This window comes from Pseudomonas sp. NBRC 111132, assembly GCF_001320565.1.
In the GTDB taxonomy this organism is placed as follows: domain Bacteria; phylum Pseudomonadota; class Gammaproteobacteria; order Pseudomonadales; family Pseudomonadaceae; genus Aquipseudomonas; species Aquipseudomonas putida_P.
In genome coordinates, this window is record NZ_BCBI01000013.1 from 14,029 (window position 1) to 33,203 (window position 19,175).

The 19,175-nt window shown below is 63.6% G+C and carries 16 protein-coding genes; 15 read left to right on the forward strand and 1 reads right to left on the reverse strand.

Going from position 1 to position 19,175, the window contains the following annotated elements; all coding sequences use genetic code 11:
• The first annotated feature begins 63 nt into the window (after positions 1-63).
• From APH35_RS08565 to APH35_RS08595, 7 genes are all read left to right on the forward strand, one after another.
• A complete protein-coding gene (locus APH35_RS08565; RefSeq protein ID WP_012272453.1) occupies positions 64-480 on the forward strand; it encodes a MerR family transcriptional regulator in 417 nt (138 codons plus the stop codon).
• 156 nt (positions 481-636) lie between these two features.
• Positions 637-1,617 carry a quinone oxidoreductase family protein gene (locus tag APH35_RS08570; protein WP_060514547.1) on the forward strand — a complete coding sequence of 327 codons (981 nt, stop codon included), beginning with the start codon at positions 637-639 and terminating at the stop codon, positions 1,615-1,617.
• 13 nt (positions 1,618-1,630) lie between these two features.
• Positions 1,631-2,479 carry a TauD/TfdA dioxygenase family protein gene (locus APH35_RS08575; RefSeq protein WP_012272451.1) on the forward strand — a complete coding sequence of 283 codons (849 nt, stop codon included), beginning with the start codon at positions 1,631-1,633 and terminating at the stop codon, positions 2,477-2,479.
• A gap of 45 nt (positions 2,480-2,524) precedes the next feature.
• Entirely contained in the window at positions 2,525-3,577 is a 1,053-nt protein-coding gene (locus APH35_RS08580; protein ID WP_012272450.1) for a 3-keto-5-aminohexanoate cleavage protein, read from the forward strand.
• A gap of 192 nt (positions 3,578-3,769) precedes the next feature.
• Positions 3,770-5,050: an MFS transporter gene (locus APH35_RS08585; protein WP_012272449.1), complete on the forward strand. Its 1,281-nt coding sequence runs from the start codon at positions 3,770-3,772 to the stop codon at positions 5,048-5,050.
• A 4-nt stretch (positions 5,051-5,054) separates the two neighbouring features.
• Positions 5,055-5,708: a DsbA family protein gene (locus APH35_RS08590; RefSeq protein WP_012272448.1), complete on the forward strand. Its 654-nt coding sequence runs from the start codon at positions 5,055-5,057 to the stop codon at positions 5,706-5,708.
• Complete coding sequence (locus tag APH35_RS08595) at positions 5,705-6,028, forward strand: Rieske (2Fe-2S) protein (RefSeq protein ID WP_012272447.1); 324 nt, start codon at positions 5,705-5,707, stop codon at positions 6,026-6,028. The genes APH35_RS08590 and APH35_RS08595 overlap by 4 nt, the downstream gene beginning before the upstream one ends.
• 24 nt (positions 6,029-6,052) lie before the next feature.
• Here APH35_RS08595 and APH35_RS08600 read toward each other — a convergent pair whose 3' ends face one another.
• Entirely contained in the window at positions 6,053-7,060 is a 1,008-nt protein-coding gene (locus APH35_RS08600) for an AraC family transcriptional regulator (protein WP_060514548.1), read from the reverse strand.
• A gap of 193 nt (positions 7,061-7,253) precedes the next feature.
• On the opposite strand from APH35_RS08600, the gene APH35_RS08605 reads away from it, so the two are divergent.
• The 8 genes from APH35_RS08605 to APH35_RS08640 all read left to right on the forward strand — a co-directional run bounded on the left by APH35_RS08605 (position 7,254) and on the right by APH35_RS08640 (position 19,144).
• Positions 7,254-7,829: an RBBP9/YdeN family alpha/beta hydrolase gene (locus APH35_RS08605; protein WP_060514549.1), complete on the forward strand. Its 576-nt coding sequence runs from the start codon at positions 7,254-7,256 to the stop codon at positions 7,827-7,829.
• A gap of 77 nt (positions 7,830-7,906) precedes the next feature.
• Positions 7,907-9,862 carry a DUF1302 domain-containing protein gene (locus APH35_RS08610; RefSeq protein WP_012272444.1) on the forward strand — a complete coding sequence of 652 codons (1,956 nt, stop codon included), beginning with the start codon at positions 7,907-7,909 and terminating at the stop codon, positions 9,860-9,862.
• A 38-nt stretch (positions 9,863-9,900) separates the two neighbouring features.
• Entirely contained in the window at positions 9,901-11,259 is a 1,359-nt protein-coding gene (locus APH35_RS08615; RefSeq protein ID WP_012272443.1) for a DUF1329 domain-containing protein, read from the forward strand.
• Positions 11,260-11,280: 21 nt separating this feature from the next.
• A complete protein-coding gene (locus APH35_RS08620; RefSeq protein WP_060514550.1) occupies positions 11,281-12,276 on the forward strand; it encodes a WD40/YVTN/BNR-like repeat-containing protein in 996 nt (331 codons plus the stop codon).
• 15 nt (positions 12,277-12,291) lie between these two features.
• Positions 12,292-14,757, forward strand: coding sequence for an efflux RND transporter permease subunit (locus APH35_RS08625; RefSeq protein WP_012272441.1), 2,466 nt, complete (start codon positions 12,292-12,294; stop codon positions 14,755-14,757).
• Positions 14,750-16,528, forward strand: a complete 1,779-nt coding sequence (locus APH35_RS08630) for an acyl-CoA dehydrogenase C-terminal domain-containing protein (protein ID WP_060514551.1) — start codon at positions 14,750-14,752, stop codon at positions 16,526-16,528. The genes APH35_RS08625 and APH35_RS08630 overlap by 8 nt, the downstream gene beginning before the upstream one ends.
• 11 nt (positions 16,529-16,539) lie before the next feature.
• Positions 16,540-18,180, forward strand: a complete 1,641-nt coding sequence (locus APH35_RS08635; RefSeq protein WP_012272439.1) for a fatty acid--CoA ligase — start codon at positions 16,540-16,542, stop codon at positions 18,178-18,180.
• 163 nt (positions 18,181-18,343) lie between these two features.
• The gene (locus tag APH35_RS08640) at positions 18,344-19,144 is read left to right on the forward strand and encodes a hypothetical protein (RefSeq protein ID WP_060493093.1); all 801 of its coding nucleotides are present in this window, start codon (positions 18,344-18,346) and stop codon (positions 19,142-19,144) included.
• The last annotated feature ends 31 nt before the right edge of the window (positions 19,145-19,175 follow it).

The window sequence follows — 19,175 nt, forward strand, 5'->3', positions numbered from 1 at the left end:
CTAGGTTCGGGAGAAGGCTAAGGTTAAAGTCAACTTTAAGGTCAATAGCGCAAGGGTATCGAGATGAAAATTGGTGAACTGGCGCGACGTACGGGGCTCAGTGCGTCGCGTATCCGCTTCTACGAAGCCACCGGGTTGATTGCCGCCCGGCGCCTGGGCAATGGTTACCGGGACTACCCTGAGCAGGTGGTGCGGGCGCTGGAAATCATTACCTGTGGCCAGCAGGCGGGGTTCAGCCTGGATGAAATGCGCAAGCTGACCGACGCCTCCGGTGCAGCCCCGGCTGATCATGGTTTGTTGCTGGCAAGCCTCAAGCGCAAAGTGGCAGAGATCGAGGCGATGCAGCAGCGATTGGCGCAGAACCGGGCACAGCTGCTGGCGGTAATTGCCGGTATCGAAGACAAGCCGCAGGGGATGGATTGCGAAGAGAATGCCCAGCGCCTGATTGCCGGCTTTGACAAGCATCCAGCAGGCTCATGAATAAAGCAGGTTGGCCGAACGCTGGGCGATGAACGCGCTGTCATCAAATGAAAACCCGCTGTCGTCCGATGCGAAGCACCCTGCAAGCCAAGGGCATACAGTCCAATCACCCAGAACTGACGCCTGGCGTCCAGATCGATGATTGGAGAGACAAGCATGTCCAAAGTCGTACGTTTCCATCAGACCGGTGGCCCCGAGGTACTGCGCTATGAGGACGCCGAAGTGGGCGAGCCCGGCCCGGGGCAGGTGCGATTGCGCCAGGTAGCGGTTGGCCTGAACTACGCCGACACCTACTTTCGCAACGGCACTTACCCGATCCCGCTGCCCAATGGCATCGGCGTGGAAGCTGCCGGGGTAGTGGAGGCGGTGGGCGAGGGGGTGACCCAGGTGGGTGTCGGTGATCGGGTCACCTACACCGGGTTCCTCAATACCCTGGGTGCTTATTGCACCGAACGCCTGATCCCCGCTGCGGTGCTGATCAAACTGCCGGAAACCATTGCCTTCGAGACCGCTGCCGCCATGACCATGCGCGGCCTGACCTCGGCCTACCTGTTGCGCCGCCTCTACGCCTTCAAACCCGGTGACAGCGTGCTGCTGCATGCGGCTGCTGGCGGCGTGGGCCTGATTGTCGCGCAGTGGGCACGGCTGCTGGGCTTGAACGTGATCGGCACCGTGTCCACCGAAGCCAAGGCCGAGGTCGCCCGTGCCCATGGCTGCAACCACATCATCAATTACAGCGTCGAGGACGTGGCCAGCCGTGTACGCGAGCTGACCGACGGGGTTGGGGTGAACGTGGTGTTCGACAGTGTCGGCAAGAACACCTTCACCGGCTCGCTCGACTCGCTCAAGCGCCGCGGGCTGATGGTATGCGTTGGCACGGCGTCGGGCACCATCCCGCCGTTCGACCCGCAGTTGCTGGCGATCAAGGGTTCTCTGCAGCTCACCCGGCCGGCCCTGGCCGACTTCATCGCCGACCCGGCAGAAAAGGCCGACCTGGCCGGCGAGTTGTTCGATCACGTCAGCAGCGGGCGCATCCGTATCGAAATCAACCAGCACTACGCCCTTCAGGACGCGGTTCAGGCCCACCGTGACCTGGAAGCCCGCAAAACCACCGGCTCGTCGATCTTCGTCATCTGAAGAGGGCAACAGCATGCACATCGAACAACTGACTTGCGCGATCGGTGCCGAGGTGAGTGGCGTCAACCTGGCCGACGCGATTCACGACGACGACCTGTTCGCCCAGCTGCGCCAGCAGTTGCTTCAGCACCGTGTGCTGTTCCTGCGCGACCAGCACTTCAGCCGTGCCGAACACGTGGCCTTCGCCCGTCGCTTCGGCGAGCTGGAGGACCACCCGGTGGCAGGAAGCGACCCGGAGCACCCGGGCCTGGTGCAGATCTACAAGCGCCCGGACCAGCCCAATGACCGCTACGAAAATGCCTGGCACACCGATGCCACCTGGCGTGAAGCACCGCCCATGGGTTGCGTGCTGCGCTGCGTCGAATGCCCACCAGTGGGCGGCGACACCCTGTGGGCGAACATGGTGCTGGCTTACGAAAACCTGCCCAGCGAGGTGAAGGCCAACATCGAAGGCCTGCGCGCCCGCCACAGCATCGAGGCCAGCTTCGGCGCCGCCATGCCGTTGGAAAAACGGCTGGCACTCAAGGCGCAATTCCCCGATGCCGAGCATCCGGTGGTACGCACCCACCCGGAAACCGGCGAGCAGGTGCTGTTCGTCAACGCCTTCACCACCCACTTCAGCAACTACCACACGCCGCAGCGGGTGCGTTTCGGCCAGGACGCCAACCCCGGCGCAGGCGACCTGCTGCGTTACCTCATCAGCCAGGCTTACCTGCCCGAATACCAGGTGCGCTGGCGCTGGAAGCCCAACAGCGTGGCAATTTGGGATAACCGCAGCACCCAGCATTACGCCGTCATGGATTACCCACCGTGCCATCGCAAGATGGAGCGCGCCGGGATCAAAGGCAGCCGCACCTTCTAAGCCAGCCGCTGGCAACCGCACAAAAACAATAGCGAGGACTACAGCATGCAATTCTTCGACGATTCGTTGCACCCGGAAAACATGGAAAAGGTGGTGATCACCGTGGCCCCCTATGGCCCTGAGTGGATGCCCGAAGATTTCCCTGAAGACATTCCGCTGACCATGGACGAGCAGGTGCAAAAGGCCGTCGACTGCTACGAGGCAGGCGCAACCGTGCTGCATTTGCACGTGCGTGAGCTGGACGGCAAAGGCTCCAAGCGGCTGTCCAAGTTCAACGAGCTGATCGCCGGAGTCCGCGAAGCGGTGCCGGACATGATCATTCAGGTTGGCGGTTCGATTTCCTTCGCCCCGGAAGGCGAAGGCGAGGCAGCCAAGTGGTTGTCGGACGACACCCGGCACATGCTCGCCGAGCTGACACCGCGCCCCGATCAGGTCACCGTGGCCATCAACACCACGCAGATGAACATCATGGAGCTGCTGTACCCCGAATACCTCGAAGGTACCTCGCTGGCCAGCCCCGCAATCCACGCCGCCTACAGCGAAATGACCGTACCGGCCGGCCCGGCCTGGGTCCGTGAGCACCTGCGCCGCCTGCAGGCCAGCAACATCCAGCCGCATTTCCAACTGACCGGCATGCATGCCCTGGAAACCCTCGAGCGCATCGTGCGCCGTGGTGATTACATGGGCCCGCTGAACCTGACCTGGATCGGCATTGGCGGCGGTTTCGACGGCCCCAACCCGTTCAACTTCTTCAACTTCATCCACCGCGCACCGGACGGTTGCACCCTGACCGCCGAATCGTTGCTGAAGAACGTGCTGCCGTTCAACACCATGGCCCTGGCCATGGGCCTGCACCCGCGCTGTGGCAACGAAGACACCATCATCGACCAGCACGGCAAACGCTTCACCTCGGTGCAGCAGATCCAGCAGACCGTGCGCGTGGCCCACGAACTGGGGCGCGAGATTGCCAGCGGCAAGGAGGCCCGGGCCATTTACCGCATCGGGCAGCAGTACGACAGTATCGAGCAGACGCTTAAAGCCAATGGCATGGCGCCGAACCGCCAGGCGGGTGAGAAGGGTGTGCCGCAGCGTACTTGATACAAACGTTGGCACGGCCAGATGAGTGCGGCCTTGCGTCGCGATAGGGCTGCAAAAGGTGCATCTGCACTGAAATCCTGGGGCTGCGTTGCAGCCCTATCGCGACACAAGGCCGCTCCCACAGGGGCCGACCAAGCTTGAGCAGTAGTGCATAACAACAAGAAAAACCCACACCACACCCAAGGAGGCAACATGGCCACCTATCTCGCCAGTGCCGAAGACTCCGGCACCGACACCGCCCACAGCGTCCCCCGGCGCTATGCCTGGGTGGTGTTTGCCCTGACCTTCGGCCTGTTGATCTCCGACTATATGTCGCGCCAGGTGCTCAATGCGGTGTTCCCGCTGCTAAAGGGCGAATGGGCGCTCAGCGACAGCCAGCTCGGCTTGCTCAGCGGCATCGTCGCGCTGATGGTCGGCCTGCTGACCTTTCCGCTGTCGTTGTTGGCCGACCGCTTCGGCCGGGTACGCAGCCTGGTGCTGATGGCGGTGCTGTGGAGCCTGGCCACGCTCGGCTGTGCCCTGGCGGAAAACTACCCGCAAATGTTCATTGCGCGCTTTTTGGTCGGGGTTGGCGAGGCAGCCTATGGCAGTGTCGGCATTGCCGTGGTGGTCGCAGTGTTCCCCCGCGACATGCGCTCGACGCTGGCCGGGGCGTTCATGGCCGGCGGCATGTTCGGTTCGGTGCTGGGCATGGCCTTGGGCGGCGTGCTGGCCCAGCATTTGGGCTGGCGCTGGGCATTTGCTGGCATGGCATTGTTCGGCCTGGTGCTGGCGATGGTGTATCCGATGATCGTCAAGGAGGCGCGCATTGCACCCAAGTGCGCGCAGCAGGCGCTCGACAAGGCCAGCCGCCCGCTGCGCACGCTGTACAGCAGCCGATCGGTCATCGCCGCCTATGTCGGCAGCGGCCTGCAACTGTTCGTCGGTGGCACCCTGATCGTGTGGATGCCCAGTTACCTCAACCGCTATTACGCCATGGGTACCGACCGTGCCGGGGCAATCGCCGCCGTCATCGTGCTGTGCAGCGGTATCGGCATGATCCTCTGCGCCATGCTCTGCGACCGCCTTGGGCGACAGCGCCCGGACCGCAAGATCAGCCTGGCCATCGCCTACTGCCTGGGCAGTTGCATGCTGCTGAGCATTGCCTTTGCGCTGCCTGCCGGCACCGCGCAACTGGTACTGATTTGCCTGGGCATGATGATCGCCGCCGGTACCAATGGCCCGTCCAGCGCCATGGTTGCCAACCTTACCCATGCATCGGTGCATGGCACGGCATTCGCCACCCTGACCCTGGCCAACAACCTGCTGGGCCTGGCCACCGGGCCACTGATCACGGGCCGGGTGTCCGACTTGATCGGGCTGCAGGCCGCGCTGCAATTGGTGCCGCTGATCAGCATCGCGGCGGCGGCCGTGTTCTTTATCGCCAAGCGTCACTACCACCGCGACATGGACCGTCTGCGCTCCAGGAGTTGAAACTGTGAAACAGCTGTTGTCCATCGAAGTGTTTTTCGATTTCGTCTGCCCTTGGTGCCTGATTGGCCAGCGGCACCTGCAAGCGGCCTTGTTGCTGCTGCAGCGTGAGCAGCCACAGGTACAGGTGCAGATACACTGGCGGGGCGTTCAGTTGCTGCCGGGGCTGCCTGCCAACGGGGTGCCTTTCAATACCTTCTACCTGCAACGCCTGGGCAGCGAGCAGGCGGTACGCGAGCGCCAGGCTCAGGTGCGTGCTGCTGCCAGTGTGGTGGGCGAGGACATCGATTTTTCGCGCATCCGTCGCATGCCCAATACCGGCAATGCCCACCGCTTGATGCAACGGGCCGGCAGCCTGCTCAGCGCGCCGCAGCAGGAAGCGTTGCTGGCGCAACTGTTCATTGCCTATTTCCACCAGGGCCGCGACCTGGGTGATAGCCGCACATTGCTCGGCATCGCCCAGGGTTGCGGGCTTGAGCCCGGGCAGGTGATCGACTGTTTGCGTGACGATGGCAGCCCGTTCCTTGACGGTGCAGGGCGAGCGGGCAGCGCCGTACCACGCTATCGCTTCAACCAGGGCCCGCTGCTTGCCGGGGTGCGGCCAGCCGAGGCGCTGTTTGCCGCCATGAATGACGCCTTGCAAGCGGTGGTGCAGGCATGAACCGGCGTATCGCACTGAGCCCTCAGCAACTGCCGGAGCGCAATGGCCGGGTGCTGCTGGCCTGCGAGGGCCGCAGCGTGGCCTTGTTCAATGTCGCCGACACGCTATACGCCATCGACGACAGTTGCCCGCACCAGGGCGCGTCGTTGTGCGGTGGTCGCCTGGAAGGGCGGGTCATTCAGTGCTGTGCGCATGGTCTGCGCTTCGACCTGGCCAGCGGCTACCTGATCAACTCCAAGGCCTTGAAAGTCGCCAGCTACCCGATCGAGCAACAGGATGGGCAGGTCTTTATCGTGCTGGACGGCGAAGCGGCGTCTTGAACCGCCGCCAAGACCACCATGGGCTCATGGCTGCGGCGTGTGCTGAGCCCGCCAAACAGCCGGTGGCATGCCGAACTGGGCGATGAACCAACGGGTGAACGAACTGGGCATCGAGTAACCGAGCATGTCGGCGATGCGCCCCAGCGAGTAACCGGGGTTTTCCAGGTAGCGCATCACCAGGTCGCGGCGCACGTTGTTGATCAGGTCCTTGAACGTCAAACCATTTTCTTCCAGCCGCCGCTGCAATGTACGCACGTTCATGCCCTGGGTCTGCGCCACCTGCTCGATGGTGGCACGGCCCATGGGCAGCAGCAGGTAGATGGTTTTACGCAGTTCCAGTTCCAGCGACGGTACGCCGCTGGCCGGCAGCGTGTCGAGGTAGCGCCGTGCCAGGCGGGCCATGGCTTCGTTGGCCTGCGGGCTGGCGCTGTCGAGGTCGGCGGCGGGGCAGACGATACCGTTGAACTCGCTGCCGAACACCAGCGTGCAGCCGAAGATGCGCCGATGAATGGCGGGGTCGGCGGGGGCCGCATGCGTGAAGTTGGCACTGATCGGGTGCCAGTGGGCGCCCAGCAGTGCCGCGCACAAGCGCATCATCACGCCGATGGCCAACTCGGTGGCCTGGCGGCTGCAGGGCGCGCGTTCGTTGATCACCTCTTCGCGAATGATCACGGTCTTGCCGGCTTCTTCGATATGAATGGCCAGCGCGTCATTGAGCAGGTGGCGGTATTGCACGATCACCTGCAGCGCATCGCGCAGGTTGCGTTGGTGGCTGAGCAACAGGCTGATTTCGCCGAAGTCCGATAGCTGGCGCAGCTCGGCCATGCGCAACCCAAAACTCTCGCACTTCGTGGCGCTGGCGGAAGCTTCCAGCAAACTGATGACGCTGGCCACCGGGATACGCCGGTTGGGGTCGTCGAGCAAGGCGGCGTTAAGGCCGACCTGCGCAAGCAGTGCATGGGGGTTGAGGCCCAGATGGCGGGACACTTCCAGGTAGTTGGTCAAGCTGGCGGCACGAACGAAAGCAGGCATTTTTTATTGTTGTCCCTAAAGCCGGGGTTTGCAGGGCCACTGGTTTTATAGCCTGCGTGTCATCAATTGAAAAGCAAAGCCCTGTTTATGTGGTTGTCATCAAATGAAAAGCGCCTGACGCCCAATGTAAAGCACCCCGGTGGAGGCCTGTTTACTGTGAACTTCAAGCGCTAAACCGCACACGAGGTTCACCGTGGAAAAACTGCAAACCACAGCCACCGTGCTGATTGTCCCTGGCCTGCGCGGCCACGTGGCCGAACACTGGCAGACCCTGCTTGCCGGCCGCCTGGCCAAGGTGCGCAGCGTACCGCCGCTGGAAGTCGACGGCCTGTGCTGTAACGCGCGGGTCGAGGCAATCCAGCGCGAGCTGGAACAGGTCGATGGCCCGGTGCTGCTGGTGGCACACAGTGCCGGCACATTGATGGTCGCCCACTGGGCGGCGCGCTACGGGCGGGCGATCAAGGGCGCATCGCTGGCGGCCCCACCTGACCTCGACGCCCACTGGCCCGAGCATTACCCAAGCCCGGCCAGCCTGGCCGAGATGGGCTGGTCGCCACTTCCACCTACGCCGCTGCCCTTTCCCAGCATTGTCGCGGCCAGCAGCAATGACCACCTCGCCAGCTACGCCGCTGCCGGTGAGCTGGCCCGGCGTTGGGGCAGCGAGCTGGTCAACCTGGGCGCCGTTGGACACCTCAACCCGGCTTCCGGTTTCGGCCCTTGGCCGTTGGCCGAGGCGTTGATCCGCCGACTGGACGCCGCAAACCTGTAGTAACGCATGGACGCCCCAGCCACGCCCGCAACAGACGGGCGGCGTAAAAAACAATAACAATACGTGGAGCCATCGTAATGCCAGAACACCGCATTCACCGTGCTGTGAAACCACAGCGCTGCCTGCTCGCCTGCGCCATCGGCCTGCTCACGCTGCCCGCCGCCCAGGCGTTCGAAGTCGATACCGGCCATGAAGACTGGGCCGTGCGCTTCGACAATACCGTCAAATACAACTACGGCGTGCGTACCGAGAGTGCCGATAAGCGCCTGCTGGGCACGCCCAACAGCAACGACGGCGACTACAACTTCCGCAAGGCCGGCACCAACATCACCAACCGGGTCGACCTGCTGACCGAGCTGGATGTGGTGTACCAGGGCAACAGCGGTTTTCGCGTCAGCACTGCCAGCTGGTACGACAAGGCCTATGACAACACCGGCTCCAACAGCAACCCATTCGTCAACGGCAACGGTGACCAGTCGGGTATCAACCCCAGCCTCAATGGCCTGCCTGGGACCGGCATCCCGCTAGGCAGCCCACACCTGAGCAACTACGCCCAGCGTTACTACAGCGGCCCGTCTGGCGAAGTGCTGGATGCCTTCGTGTTCATGAGCCGTGACGTGGGCGAAGCGTCGCAGGTCAGCGCCAAGCTGGGCCAGCACAACCTGTTCTGGGGTGAAACCTTGCTCAACCCGGTGCATTCGCTGAGTTATGGCCAATCAGGCCTGGACCTGGCCAAGCTGGCGGCCTCGCCGGGCACCGAGGCCAAGGAGCTTTTCGTACCCCGCAACCAGCTGTCGACCGCGTTCCTGGTCAACTCCGAGCTCACCCTGGGTGCCCAGTACTTCTTCGACTGGGATGCCGCCCGGCTGCCTGAAGCCGGCACGTACTATGGCGGCTCTGATGTGGTGGGTGAGGGCGCGCAGAGCTTCCTGTTGGGCCACACCGGTACGCCGGGGTTGATCCCGGTGCGCGGTGCGCTCACCACCATTCGCCGCGGTCATGACCTGACCCCCGGCAAAAGCGGTGACTGGGGCATCATGGCCAAGTGGTCGCCAGAGTGGCTGGGCGGCACCCTCGGCTTCTACTACCGCAAGACGTCCGAGATCCTGCCCCAGGCCTGGCTCGATGCGCGCGGCATGACCGTGGCCAACGGCCCATTCGGCAACCCACCGGGCAGCCGCCAAGGCGCGATCGGCAACCTCTACAACTCGCTGCAAAGCACCACTTACCAGTTTGCCTACGCCGACAACATCGACATTTATGGGCTGAGCCTCTCCAAGGATGTGGCGGGCATCAGCGTCGGCAGCGACCTGAACATCCGCCACAACATGCCGCTGGCGAGCATTCCGGCAATCGTCAGCGCCCCCGGCCAAGGCGGCCTGGGCGGCGGCTTTGGCCTGCTGCCGGCACGGCTGCCCAGCAGCGGGGTGATCTACGACGTGCCCAAGGATGGCGACAGCCTGAGCGCCACCGGCGACACCTTGCACTTCACCCTCAACGGCCTGATGACGATTGGCGACACACCGCTGTTCGACTCGGCAACCCTGCTGGGCGAGCTGTTCTACAGCAACCTGCTCAAGCTCGATAGCCACAACGAAGCTTTGTACAAAGGCAAGAGCAGCTACCGCGGCATCGACAAGGCCACCCGCGACAACTGGGGCATCGCCGTCAATTTCACCCCTACCTGGTACCAGGTGTTTCCGGGCATGGACCTGAGCATGCCGCTTTCGGTCAACGTCGGCATCGACGGTGTATCGCCGGTGCAGGGTGGCGGTGCCGAGAACACTGGCAACTACGCGGTGGGTTTCAGCGCTGCGATCTACAACCAGTACTTCGTCGACCTCAAGTACGTCGACAGCTTCGGTGAGACCAAGGCCTGCAAGGACGGCCAGACCGACGGCAGCACCCCCAATGCCCTGGACGGCGAACAGGATTACACCTGCTACGGCGGCGGCTACGCCTCCTTCTCGGGGGGTGGTGCCACCACTGAAGACCGTGGCGCCCTGTACCTGACCGTCAAGACGACCTTCTGAGTCATGTTTCCTACCGCCTACACAGGAAGACAACCATCATGAATTTCGTACGTACCCTGCTTGCCTCGTGCCTGTCGCTGGCCGCGCTCAATGCCGCCCAGGCGGCCGTTTCCCCTGACCAGGCTGCACACCTGGGCAGCAACCTGACCGCCATCGGCGCCGAAAAGGCCGGCAATGCCGACGGCTCGATCCCGGCCTACCAGGGCGGCCTGCAAACGCCCCCGGCCAGCTACCAGAGCGGTGCCAGCATGCGGCCGGACCCGTTTGCCAGCGAGAAGCCGCTGCTGGTGATCGATGGCAAGAATGCCGATCAGTACAAGGCTCAGCTGACCGCCACCACCCTGGAACTGCTCAAGCGCTATCCCAGCTACCGCGTCGACGTGTACCCGACGCATCGCAGCGTAGCGCTGCCGCAGGCGGTGCTCGACAACACCCGCAAGAACGCCACCGCTGCCAAAAGCCAGGAGGGCGGCACTGCAGTAGACAACGTGCTGCCGGGTATCCCGTTCCCCATTCCGCAGAACGGCGCCGAAGCCATGTGGAACTTCCTGCTGCGTTACCAGGGCGTGAGCATGACCGCCAAGTACGACTCGTGGAACGTCGACGCCGCCGGCAAACCGTCGCTGTCGACCACTGGACAGGCCAACATCAGTTACCCGATTTACGAGGACATGGCCAAGCCGATCGGCGCCAAGGACACCTACTACCAGATGAAATTGGTGTACACCGGGCCCGCACGCCGTGCCGGTGAAGCGATGATGCTGCGCGACGCCGCAAACCCGCTGGTGCAGCCACGCAACGCCTGGCAATACCTGCCAGGCCAACGCCGGGTGAAGCTGGCGCCCAACCTGGCCTACGACACGCCCAACCCGGGTACCTCCGGCTCTGGCACCTACGACGACGTGTTCGTCTTCAACGGCGCGCTGGACCGCTACGACTGGACCCTGGTGGGCAAGCAGGAAATGTACGTGCCGTACAACACCTACCAGCTGACCTACAACACCGACGTCAAGCAGGTGATCACGCCCAACCACCTGGCACCGCAGTTCGTGCGCTGGGAAAAACACCGCGTCTGGGTGGTGGAAGGCAAGCTCAAGGACGGCGCACGCCACATCTACCACAAGCGCCGCTTCTACCTTGACGAAGACAGCTGGATCGCCCTTGCCTCCGACCAGTACGACGCCCGTGGCCAGCTGTACCGGGGCTCGTTCGCCTTCCTGACCCAGAGCTACGACAAGCAGACCCCGGACGCCACGCCGTTCATGATCTACGACCTGATCGGCGGCACCTACAACCTCAACGGCGTGGTCGGTGCCTATGGTGGCATCCGCTACATCGAGCCGCTGTCGAAAACCCAGTGGTCGCCCGAGTCACTGGCCGGCAATGGCATTCGCTGAACCATGGAACAGAGGTTGCCAATGTCTGTCTTCAAACGATGCAGCGTGGTGATGTTGGCCCTGGCCGCGCTGCAGGGCGCGGCACAGGCGGCGCCATTCACCGATGTGCTGGATGTGCCCGCCATGCCCAGCACCCTGGCCAGCAGCAGCGCCCTGCGTGATGTGACCTTGGCCGGGCAGCGCCTGGTCGCGGTCGGCCCACGCGGGCATATCCTCTATTCCGACGACCACGGCGCGCACTGGCAGCAGGCCCAGGTGCCGGTCAGCGCCGACCTGAATGCGGTGAGCTTTGCCACGCCTGAACTGGGCTGGGCGGTCGGCCATGATGGTGTGGTACTGCACTCCCGTGATGCTGGCGTGCACTGGCAAAGGCAGCTGGATGGTCGAGCGTTGGCTGAACAGCTGCCCGGCGCTGGCACCGACAATGCCTTGCTCGATGTGTGGTTCAGCGATGCTCGTCATGGCTACGCGGTGGGCGTGTTCAACCTGCTGCTGCGCACCACGGACGGCGGCGAGCACTGGCAGCCCTGGCTCGACCACAGCGACAACCCGCAAGGCCTGCACCTGACCAGCCTGGCCGCAGTGGCTGACAACCTGTACATCACGGGCGAGCAGGGCTTGCTGTTGAAGTGGAACGGCGAGCGCTTCAGCCGCGTCGATACCCCCTACGCCGGCACTCTGTTCGGCGCCATCGGCAAGCCCGGTGTGCTGCTGATATACGGCCTGCGCGGCCACGCTTATCGCAGTACCGATGGCGGCGAGCAGTGGCAGCCGGTCGACACGGGCGTCAATACCAGCCTCACCGCCGCCGGTATCGATCGCGACGGGCAGCTGTGGCTGGCCAGCCAGGCCGGCGACCTGTTGCTCAGCCGCGACGACGGCGCCAGCTTCCGCCCGGTGCCACAAAGCGCCCGTGGCCCGGTGACCGCACTCGCCAGCGATGCCGACAACGGCCTGGTGCTGGTGGGCGAGCGGGGCGTGCGCAACCTGTTCGGTAACCCCACGCCGCACCCATAACAAGAGAAGACCCTGATGGCCGCTAACCGCCAAGATACCCTTCCGGTAATCCGCAACCTTGCCGATTTCGACCCGCGCTCGGGCAATGGCCTGGAACGCCTGGTGTTCAACCACCGCCTGCCATTTCTGCTGTGCATGCTGTTGGCGACACTGGTGCTGGGCTTCATGGCGCTGACCCGCCTGGAGCTGCGCCCCAGCTTCGACAAGATGCTGCCGCAGAGCCACCCCTACATCCAGAACTACCTGGCCAACCGCACCTCGTTGCGCGGCCTGGGCAATGCGGTGCGAGTGGTGGTGGAAAACACCCAGGGCGATATCTTCGACCCCGGCTACCTGCAGACCCTGCGCCACATCAACGACGAGCTGTTTCTCAGCCAGGGCGTGGACCGGGCCTGGGTGAAGTCGCTGTGGAGCCCGGCGGTGCGCTGGACCGAGGTTACCGAGGAAGGTTTTCAAGGTGGCCCGGTCATGCCCGACGGCTATCAGGGCGCGGCTGGCGACATCGAACAGCTGCGGCAAAACATCGAGCGCGCCAACATCGTCGGCAGCCTGGTAGCGCGCGACTTCAAGTCGAGCATGCTGGTGGTGCCGCTGCTCGACCAGGACTCAGCCACCGGCAAAGGCCTGGACTACCATGCCTTTTCGCAAAAGCTCGAACAGTTGCGCAGCCAGTACCAGGCCAGCGGCCAGTACCGCATTCATGTGATCGGCTTTGCCAAGCTGATGGGCGACCTGATCGACGGATTGATCCAGGTGATGGCGTTCTTTGCCCTGGCGGTGCTCACCAGCCTGGTGATCATCTACTGCTACACCCGCTGTGTGCGCAGCACCTTGCTGGTGGTGCTGTGTTCGCTGACTGCGGTGGTATGGCAGCTGGGTATCGTCGCCTGGTTGGGTTATGCCATCGACCCGTACTCGATCCTGGTGCCGTTCCTGATCTTCGCCATCGGCGTGTCGCATGCCGCGCAAAAGATGAATGGCATCCTCCAGGACATAGGCCGTGGTACCCATCGGCAGATTGCCGCCCGTTATACGTTCCGCCGCCTGTTCGTGGCAGGTGTCACCGCATTGCTGGCCGATGCCGTGGGCTTTGCCGTGCTGATGCTGATCGACATTCCGGTGATACAGGACCTGGCTATTACCGCCAGCATTGGTGTGGCGGTGCTGATCTTTACCTCATTGCTGTTGATGCCCGTGGCACTGTCCTATGTCGGTGTGGGCCGCCAGGCTGCCGAGCGGGCGCTGCGCATCGATGCCCGCGCCGATCAACACCGTGGCTTCGGCCGGCTGTGGGACTTGCTTGACCGCTTCACGCAACGCAGGTGGGCCAGCGCTGCGCTGCTGGTTGCCCTGGCCTTGGCCGCCCTTGGCATCTGGGGCAGTCTGCAGTTGAAAATCGGCGACCTCGACAGCGGCGCCCCCGAGCTGCGCGCGGATTCGCGCTACAACCTCGACAACGCCTACATCACCCAGCATTACGCACTGTCCAGCGACACCTTCGCGGTCATGGTCAAGACCGCCCCCGAAGGCTGCCTGCAATACCAGACCTTGATCCTCGCTGATCGCCTGGCCTGGGAGCTGCAACAGTTGCCGGGTGTGCAGACCACCGTGTCGCTGGCCAACGCCGTGCGCCAGATCACCGCCGGTACCTACGAAGGCAACCCGCGCCTGAACAGCCTGCAGCGCAACCAGGACGTGCTCAACTACGCCGCGCAGCAAGCCTCGGTCAACGCACCGGAGCTGTTCAACAACGATTGCTCGCTGATGCCGGTGATCGCCTACCTCAAGGACCACCGCGCCGACACGCTGGCCCAGGTCGCCGCAACGGCCGAGCGCTTCGCCCAGGCCAACGGCAGCGCCGAGCATCAGTTTCTGCTGGCGGCCGGCAGCGCCGGTATCGAAGCCGCCACCAACGTGGTGGTGCGCGAGGCCAACCACCGCATGCTGTTGCTGGTTTACCTGGCGGTGACGCTGTTCTGCCTGATCACCTTCCGCAGTTGGCGTGCCACGCTGGTGGCGATTCTGCCGTTGATGCTCACCTCGGTGTTGTGCGAGGCGCTGATGGTGGCCATGGGCATTGGCGTCAAAGTTGCCACCTTGCCGGTCATCGCCTTGGGCGTGGGTATTGGCGTGGATTACGCGCTGTACCTGCTTAGCGTGCAGCTGCATTACCAGCGCGCCGGCCTGAGCCTGGCCCAGGCTTATCAGAAAGCCGTGGCTTTCACTGGCCGGGTGGTAGGGCTGGTCGGTATCACCTTGGCGGCCGGCGTGGTCGGCTGGGCCTGGTCACCGATCAAGTTCCAGGCCGACATGGGCTTGCTGCTGACCTTCATGTTCCTGTGGAACATGCTCGGCGCGCTGGTGCTGATACCGGCGCTGTCGCACTTCCTTCTGCGCGGCGTGGGCCCCCAGGCAACTGCCGAAGCCCAGGCCAAAGCCCATTCGAAAACCCAAGAAAGCGAGTGTTCGCCTCATGTCTGATTACCTTCCGCCACTGCGTGACATGGATTTTCTGTTGAACGAAGTGTTCGACATCCCGACCTGGTGGGCGCAAACGCCCGCACTGGCCGAGGTGGTCGACGGCGACACGGCCCGGGCCATACTCGAACAGGCCGGCAAGCTGATCGCCGAGCGGGTAGCGCCGCTCAACCGCAGTGGCGACGAGCAGGGCTGCCGCTGGGAGGCTGGCCAGGTACGTACTCCCGATGGTTTCGCCGATGCCTATCGGGCATTCGCCACCGACGGCTGGGTAGGTGTGGCCGGGGCCCCGGAATACGGTGGCATGGGCATGCCGAAGGTGATCGGTGCTCAGCTCGAGGAGATGCTCAATGCCGCCAATCTATCGTTCGGCCTGTACCCAATGCTGACCGCCGGGGCCTGCCTGGCACTGCTCAACCATGCCAGCGAGCCGCTGAAGGCGCTGTACCTGCCGCCGATGTACCAAGGCCGCTGGACCGGCTCCATGTGCCTTACCGAACCGCACGCTGGCACCGACCTGGGGCTGATCCGCACCCGCGCGGAGCCCATCGCCGAAGGTTGCTACCGCATCAGCGGCACGAAGATCTTCATCACTGGCGGCGAGCAGGACCTGACCGAAAACATCATCCACCTGGTGCTGGCGCGGCTGCCCGATGCGCCCGCCGGGCCCAAAGGTATCTCGCTGTTTTTGGTGCCCAAGGTGCTGGTCGACGCCGACGGTGCGCTGGGCGAGGCCAACGCGGTAAGTTGCGGCTCGATCGAGCACAAGATGGGCATCAAGGCCTCGGCCACCTGCGTGATGAACTTCGATGGCGCCACCGGCTACCTGGTAGGCGAGCCGAACAAGGGCCTCAATGCCATGTTCACCATGATGAACTACGAGCGCCTGGGCGTGGGCATCCAGGGCCTGGCCCTGGGCGAGCGCTCCTATCAGGGCGCCATCGCCTATGCCCGTGATCGCCTGCAAGGCCGCGCGCCGACAGGCGCCGAAGCACTGGCGCAGCATGCCGACCCGATTGTCGTCCACCCGGACGTACGCCGTATGTTGCTGACCATGAAAGCGCTGAACGAAGGTGGGCGGGCGTTTTCAACCTACGTTGCGTTGCAGCTGGACCTGGCCAAGTACAGCGATGACCCGGCTGCCTGCGCCAAGGCCGAAGCCAAGGTGGCGTTGCTTACACCGGTGGCCAAGGCCTTCCTCACCGACATGGGGCTGGAGACCACCGTGCACGGCCAGCAGGTACTGGGTGGCCACGGCTATATCCGTGAGTGGGGCCAGGAGCAGTTGATACGTGACTGCCGCATCACCCAGATCTACGAAGGTACCAACGGCATCCAGGCCCTCGACCTGGTCGGGCGCAAGCTGTTGGGTGATGGTGGCAAGGCTTACCTTGGCGTGTCTGACGAAATGGTCGCCTTTGCCGAGGCGCTGCCGGTGGAGCACGCCGAGTTCGCTGCGCCACTGCTGGCTGCCGTGCACAACCTCGACGAACTGAGCGCTTGGTTGCTCGACCGTGGCCAAGGCAACCCGCGCGAGCTTGGCGCGGCGGCGGTGGAGTACCTTCAGGTGTTTGGCTACACCCTCTACGCCTACCTGTGGGCGCGCATGGCTGTGGTGTGCCTGGCCCATGCGGCACCTGAACCGTTCCACCTGAGCAAGCTCGGCACCGCGCGCTTCTACTTTGCCCGCCTGCTGCCACGCATCCACTCGCTCAGCGCCAGCGTGAGGGCCGGCAGCGATAGCCTGTACCTGCTCGAGGCCGGGCAACTGTGAAGGCCACCCACATGATCACTACCCGCGTCATGCCCCCGGCCGAGCAGGCCTATGCGTACCCGCTGCTGATCAAGCGCCTGCTGTTGTCGGGTGTGCGCTACCAGCCCAACCAGGAAATCGTCTACGCCGACAAGCTGCGCTACACCTACACCACGTTGCTGGAGCGTATTCAACGGCTGGCCAACGTGCTGAGCGCTGCCGGGGTCCAGCCTGGCGACACCGTGGCCTTGCTCGACTGGGACAGCCACCGCGCATTGGAGTGTTTCTTCGCCGTACCCATGCTGGGCGCGGTGTTGCATACGGTAAACGTGCGGTTGTCCAGCGAGCAGGTGCGCTACACCATGAACCACGCCGAGGACCGGCTGGTGCTGGTGCACGACGACTTCCTGCCGTTGATGCAGCAGCTGCGCGCCGACCTGCCGACAGTGGAGGGCTTCATCCGCCTGAGTGACGGCGGTCACGCCGCGCAAGGCGTGCCTCTGCTGGGCGAGTACGAAACCATGCTGGCGGCTGCAGAACCGTACTTCGAATTCCCGGACTTCGACGAAAACTCGCTGGCCACGCTGTTCTATACCAGCGGTACCACCGGCAACCCCAAGGGTGTGTACTTCAGTCACCGGCAACTGGTGCTGCATACCCTGGTCGAGCAGGGCACTTTGGCCGCGTGCGGTGAGGTACCGCTGCTGCGCACCGGCGATGTGTACATGCCGATCACGCCCATGTTCCATGTGCATGCCTGGGGCGTGCCTTACGTGGCGACGGCACTTGGCATCAAGCAGGTCTACCCGGGGCGCTACGAGCCCAACCGCCTGGTGCGCCTGTTCCATGAGGAGGGGGTGACCTTCTCCCATTGCGTGCCAACGGTGCTGCAGATGATGCTCGACAGCGAGCAAGGGCGCCGCACCGACCTTGCCGGCTGGAAAATGCTGCTGGGCGGCAGCGCGCTGACCCTGGGCCTGGCCCAGCGCGCCAGCGAGCGCGGCATCAGCGTGCACTGTGGTTACGGCATGTCGGAAAGCTGCCCGCTGCTCAGCATCACCTACCTGAGTGCCGAGCTGCTGGCAAAGCCCATGGCGCAACAATTGCCGCTGCGCATCGATGCCGGTGTGCCGATTGCCATGGTGGACCTGCGTATCGTCGACAGCGAGGGCCGGGAGGTGCCGCACGACGGTGAAAGCCTGGGTGAAGTCGTGGTGCGCGCGCCTTGGCTGACCCAAGGCTACCTGCACGAACCGGAGCAAGGCGCAGCACTGTGGTTGGGGGGCTGGATGCACACCGGTGACCTGGCTTGTATCGATGCGGCGGGCGTGGTGCGTATCCGCGACCGGATCAAGGACGTGATCAAGACCGGTGGCGAGTGGGTCAGCTCGGTAGCGCTGGAAAACCTGATCAGCCAGCACCCGTTTGTCGCCTCGGTGGCTGTCGTCGGTGTTCCTGATCCACAGTGGGGGGAACAACCCTTGGCCCTGGTGGTCTGCTGTGAGGGTGTGCAACTGGACCAGCCGTCATTGGCCAGGCACCTGCAGCCGTTTGTCGACAGCGGGCACTTGAACAAGTGGGCGATACCACGGCAGTTGCGTTGTGTGGACGAGATCCCCCGGACCAGTGTCGGCAAGATCGACAAGAAACGCATCCGCCAGACGGAAGTCTAGCGTTGGCTTGCGTTTTTCTGGGGCTGCGCAGCGGCCCCAAAACCCCGCCAAACAAGGGATGGCGGTTGACTGATGTTCAGCTAGGTAAAGTTAGGTAAAAGCGGCCACGGCGTATACACGGATCAGTATTGTGGTTTGTACTGTCCAGTTAAAGATGCCATTGATGAACACACTTCCGTCGCAGCCAAGCGCTGAACGCGGGGCGTTCTCCCATTTCGAGGCGTGTCGCAACACCCAGCAGGGCCCCGTGGTGATACTTGCGTCCGGTGCGTCTGCCAAGCATTTTCCATTGGGCGAATTCGCCCATTTGCCCATCATCGCCATGAACGGCTCGGTTGCCATGACCGCCGAACACGGTATCAAACCGTTCTTTTACGTGTGCACCGACAAAAGTTTTCGCCTGCAACAGCCGGCCTTGTTCGCCACGGCCTTGCGCGACAGCGAGCGCCTGGCACTTTGGCCCGAGCAGTATGCGGGTGCCAATGTGCCAGCGGATACCGAGTGTTATGCCTTGCACAAAGCCGACACGCCAGGCCTGCTGGACGGTTTGCGTGGCCACGGTGACAGCTGCGTGTGCAACCGCGCACTGTGGAGCAAACGTAGCCGTTCGATTGCCTTCAGCAAAGACCTGGCCCATGGTTTCTTCGATGCTCGCACAGTGGCGTACGTGGCCTTGCAGCTGGCTTACCACCTGGGCTTCGAAGAGGTGCTGCTGGTAGGGGTAGACCTCGATCAGAGCGTCGGGCGCTTCTACGAGAACGGCAACGGCGAGTGTTCGCCGTGCGGGCTGGACCAGCATTGGGACAGCCGCATTCTGCCGTCGTTGACACTGATGGCCAGAGAAGTGGTCAACGAACATTTTCATGTCTACAACCTGTCGGCGACTTCGCGTATTCCTGACGATCTGATCCCCAAGGTCAACCTCAGCCAGGCGCGGTGCATTGCCGGCTGCGCAATGACTTGAGCAAGAAAGCGGGTGCATCAGTAACTGTGGA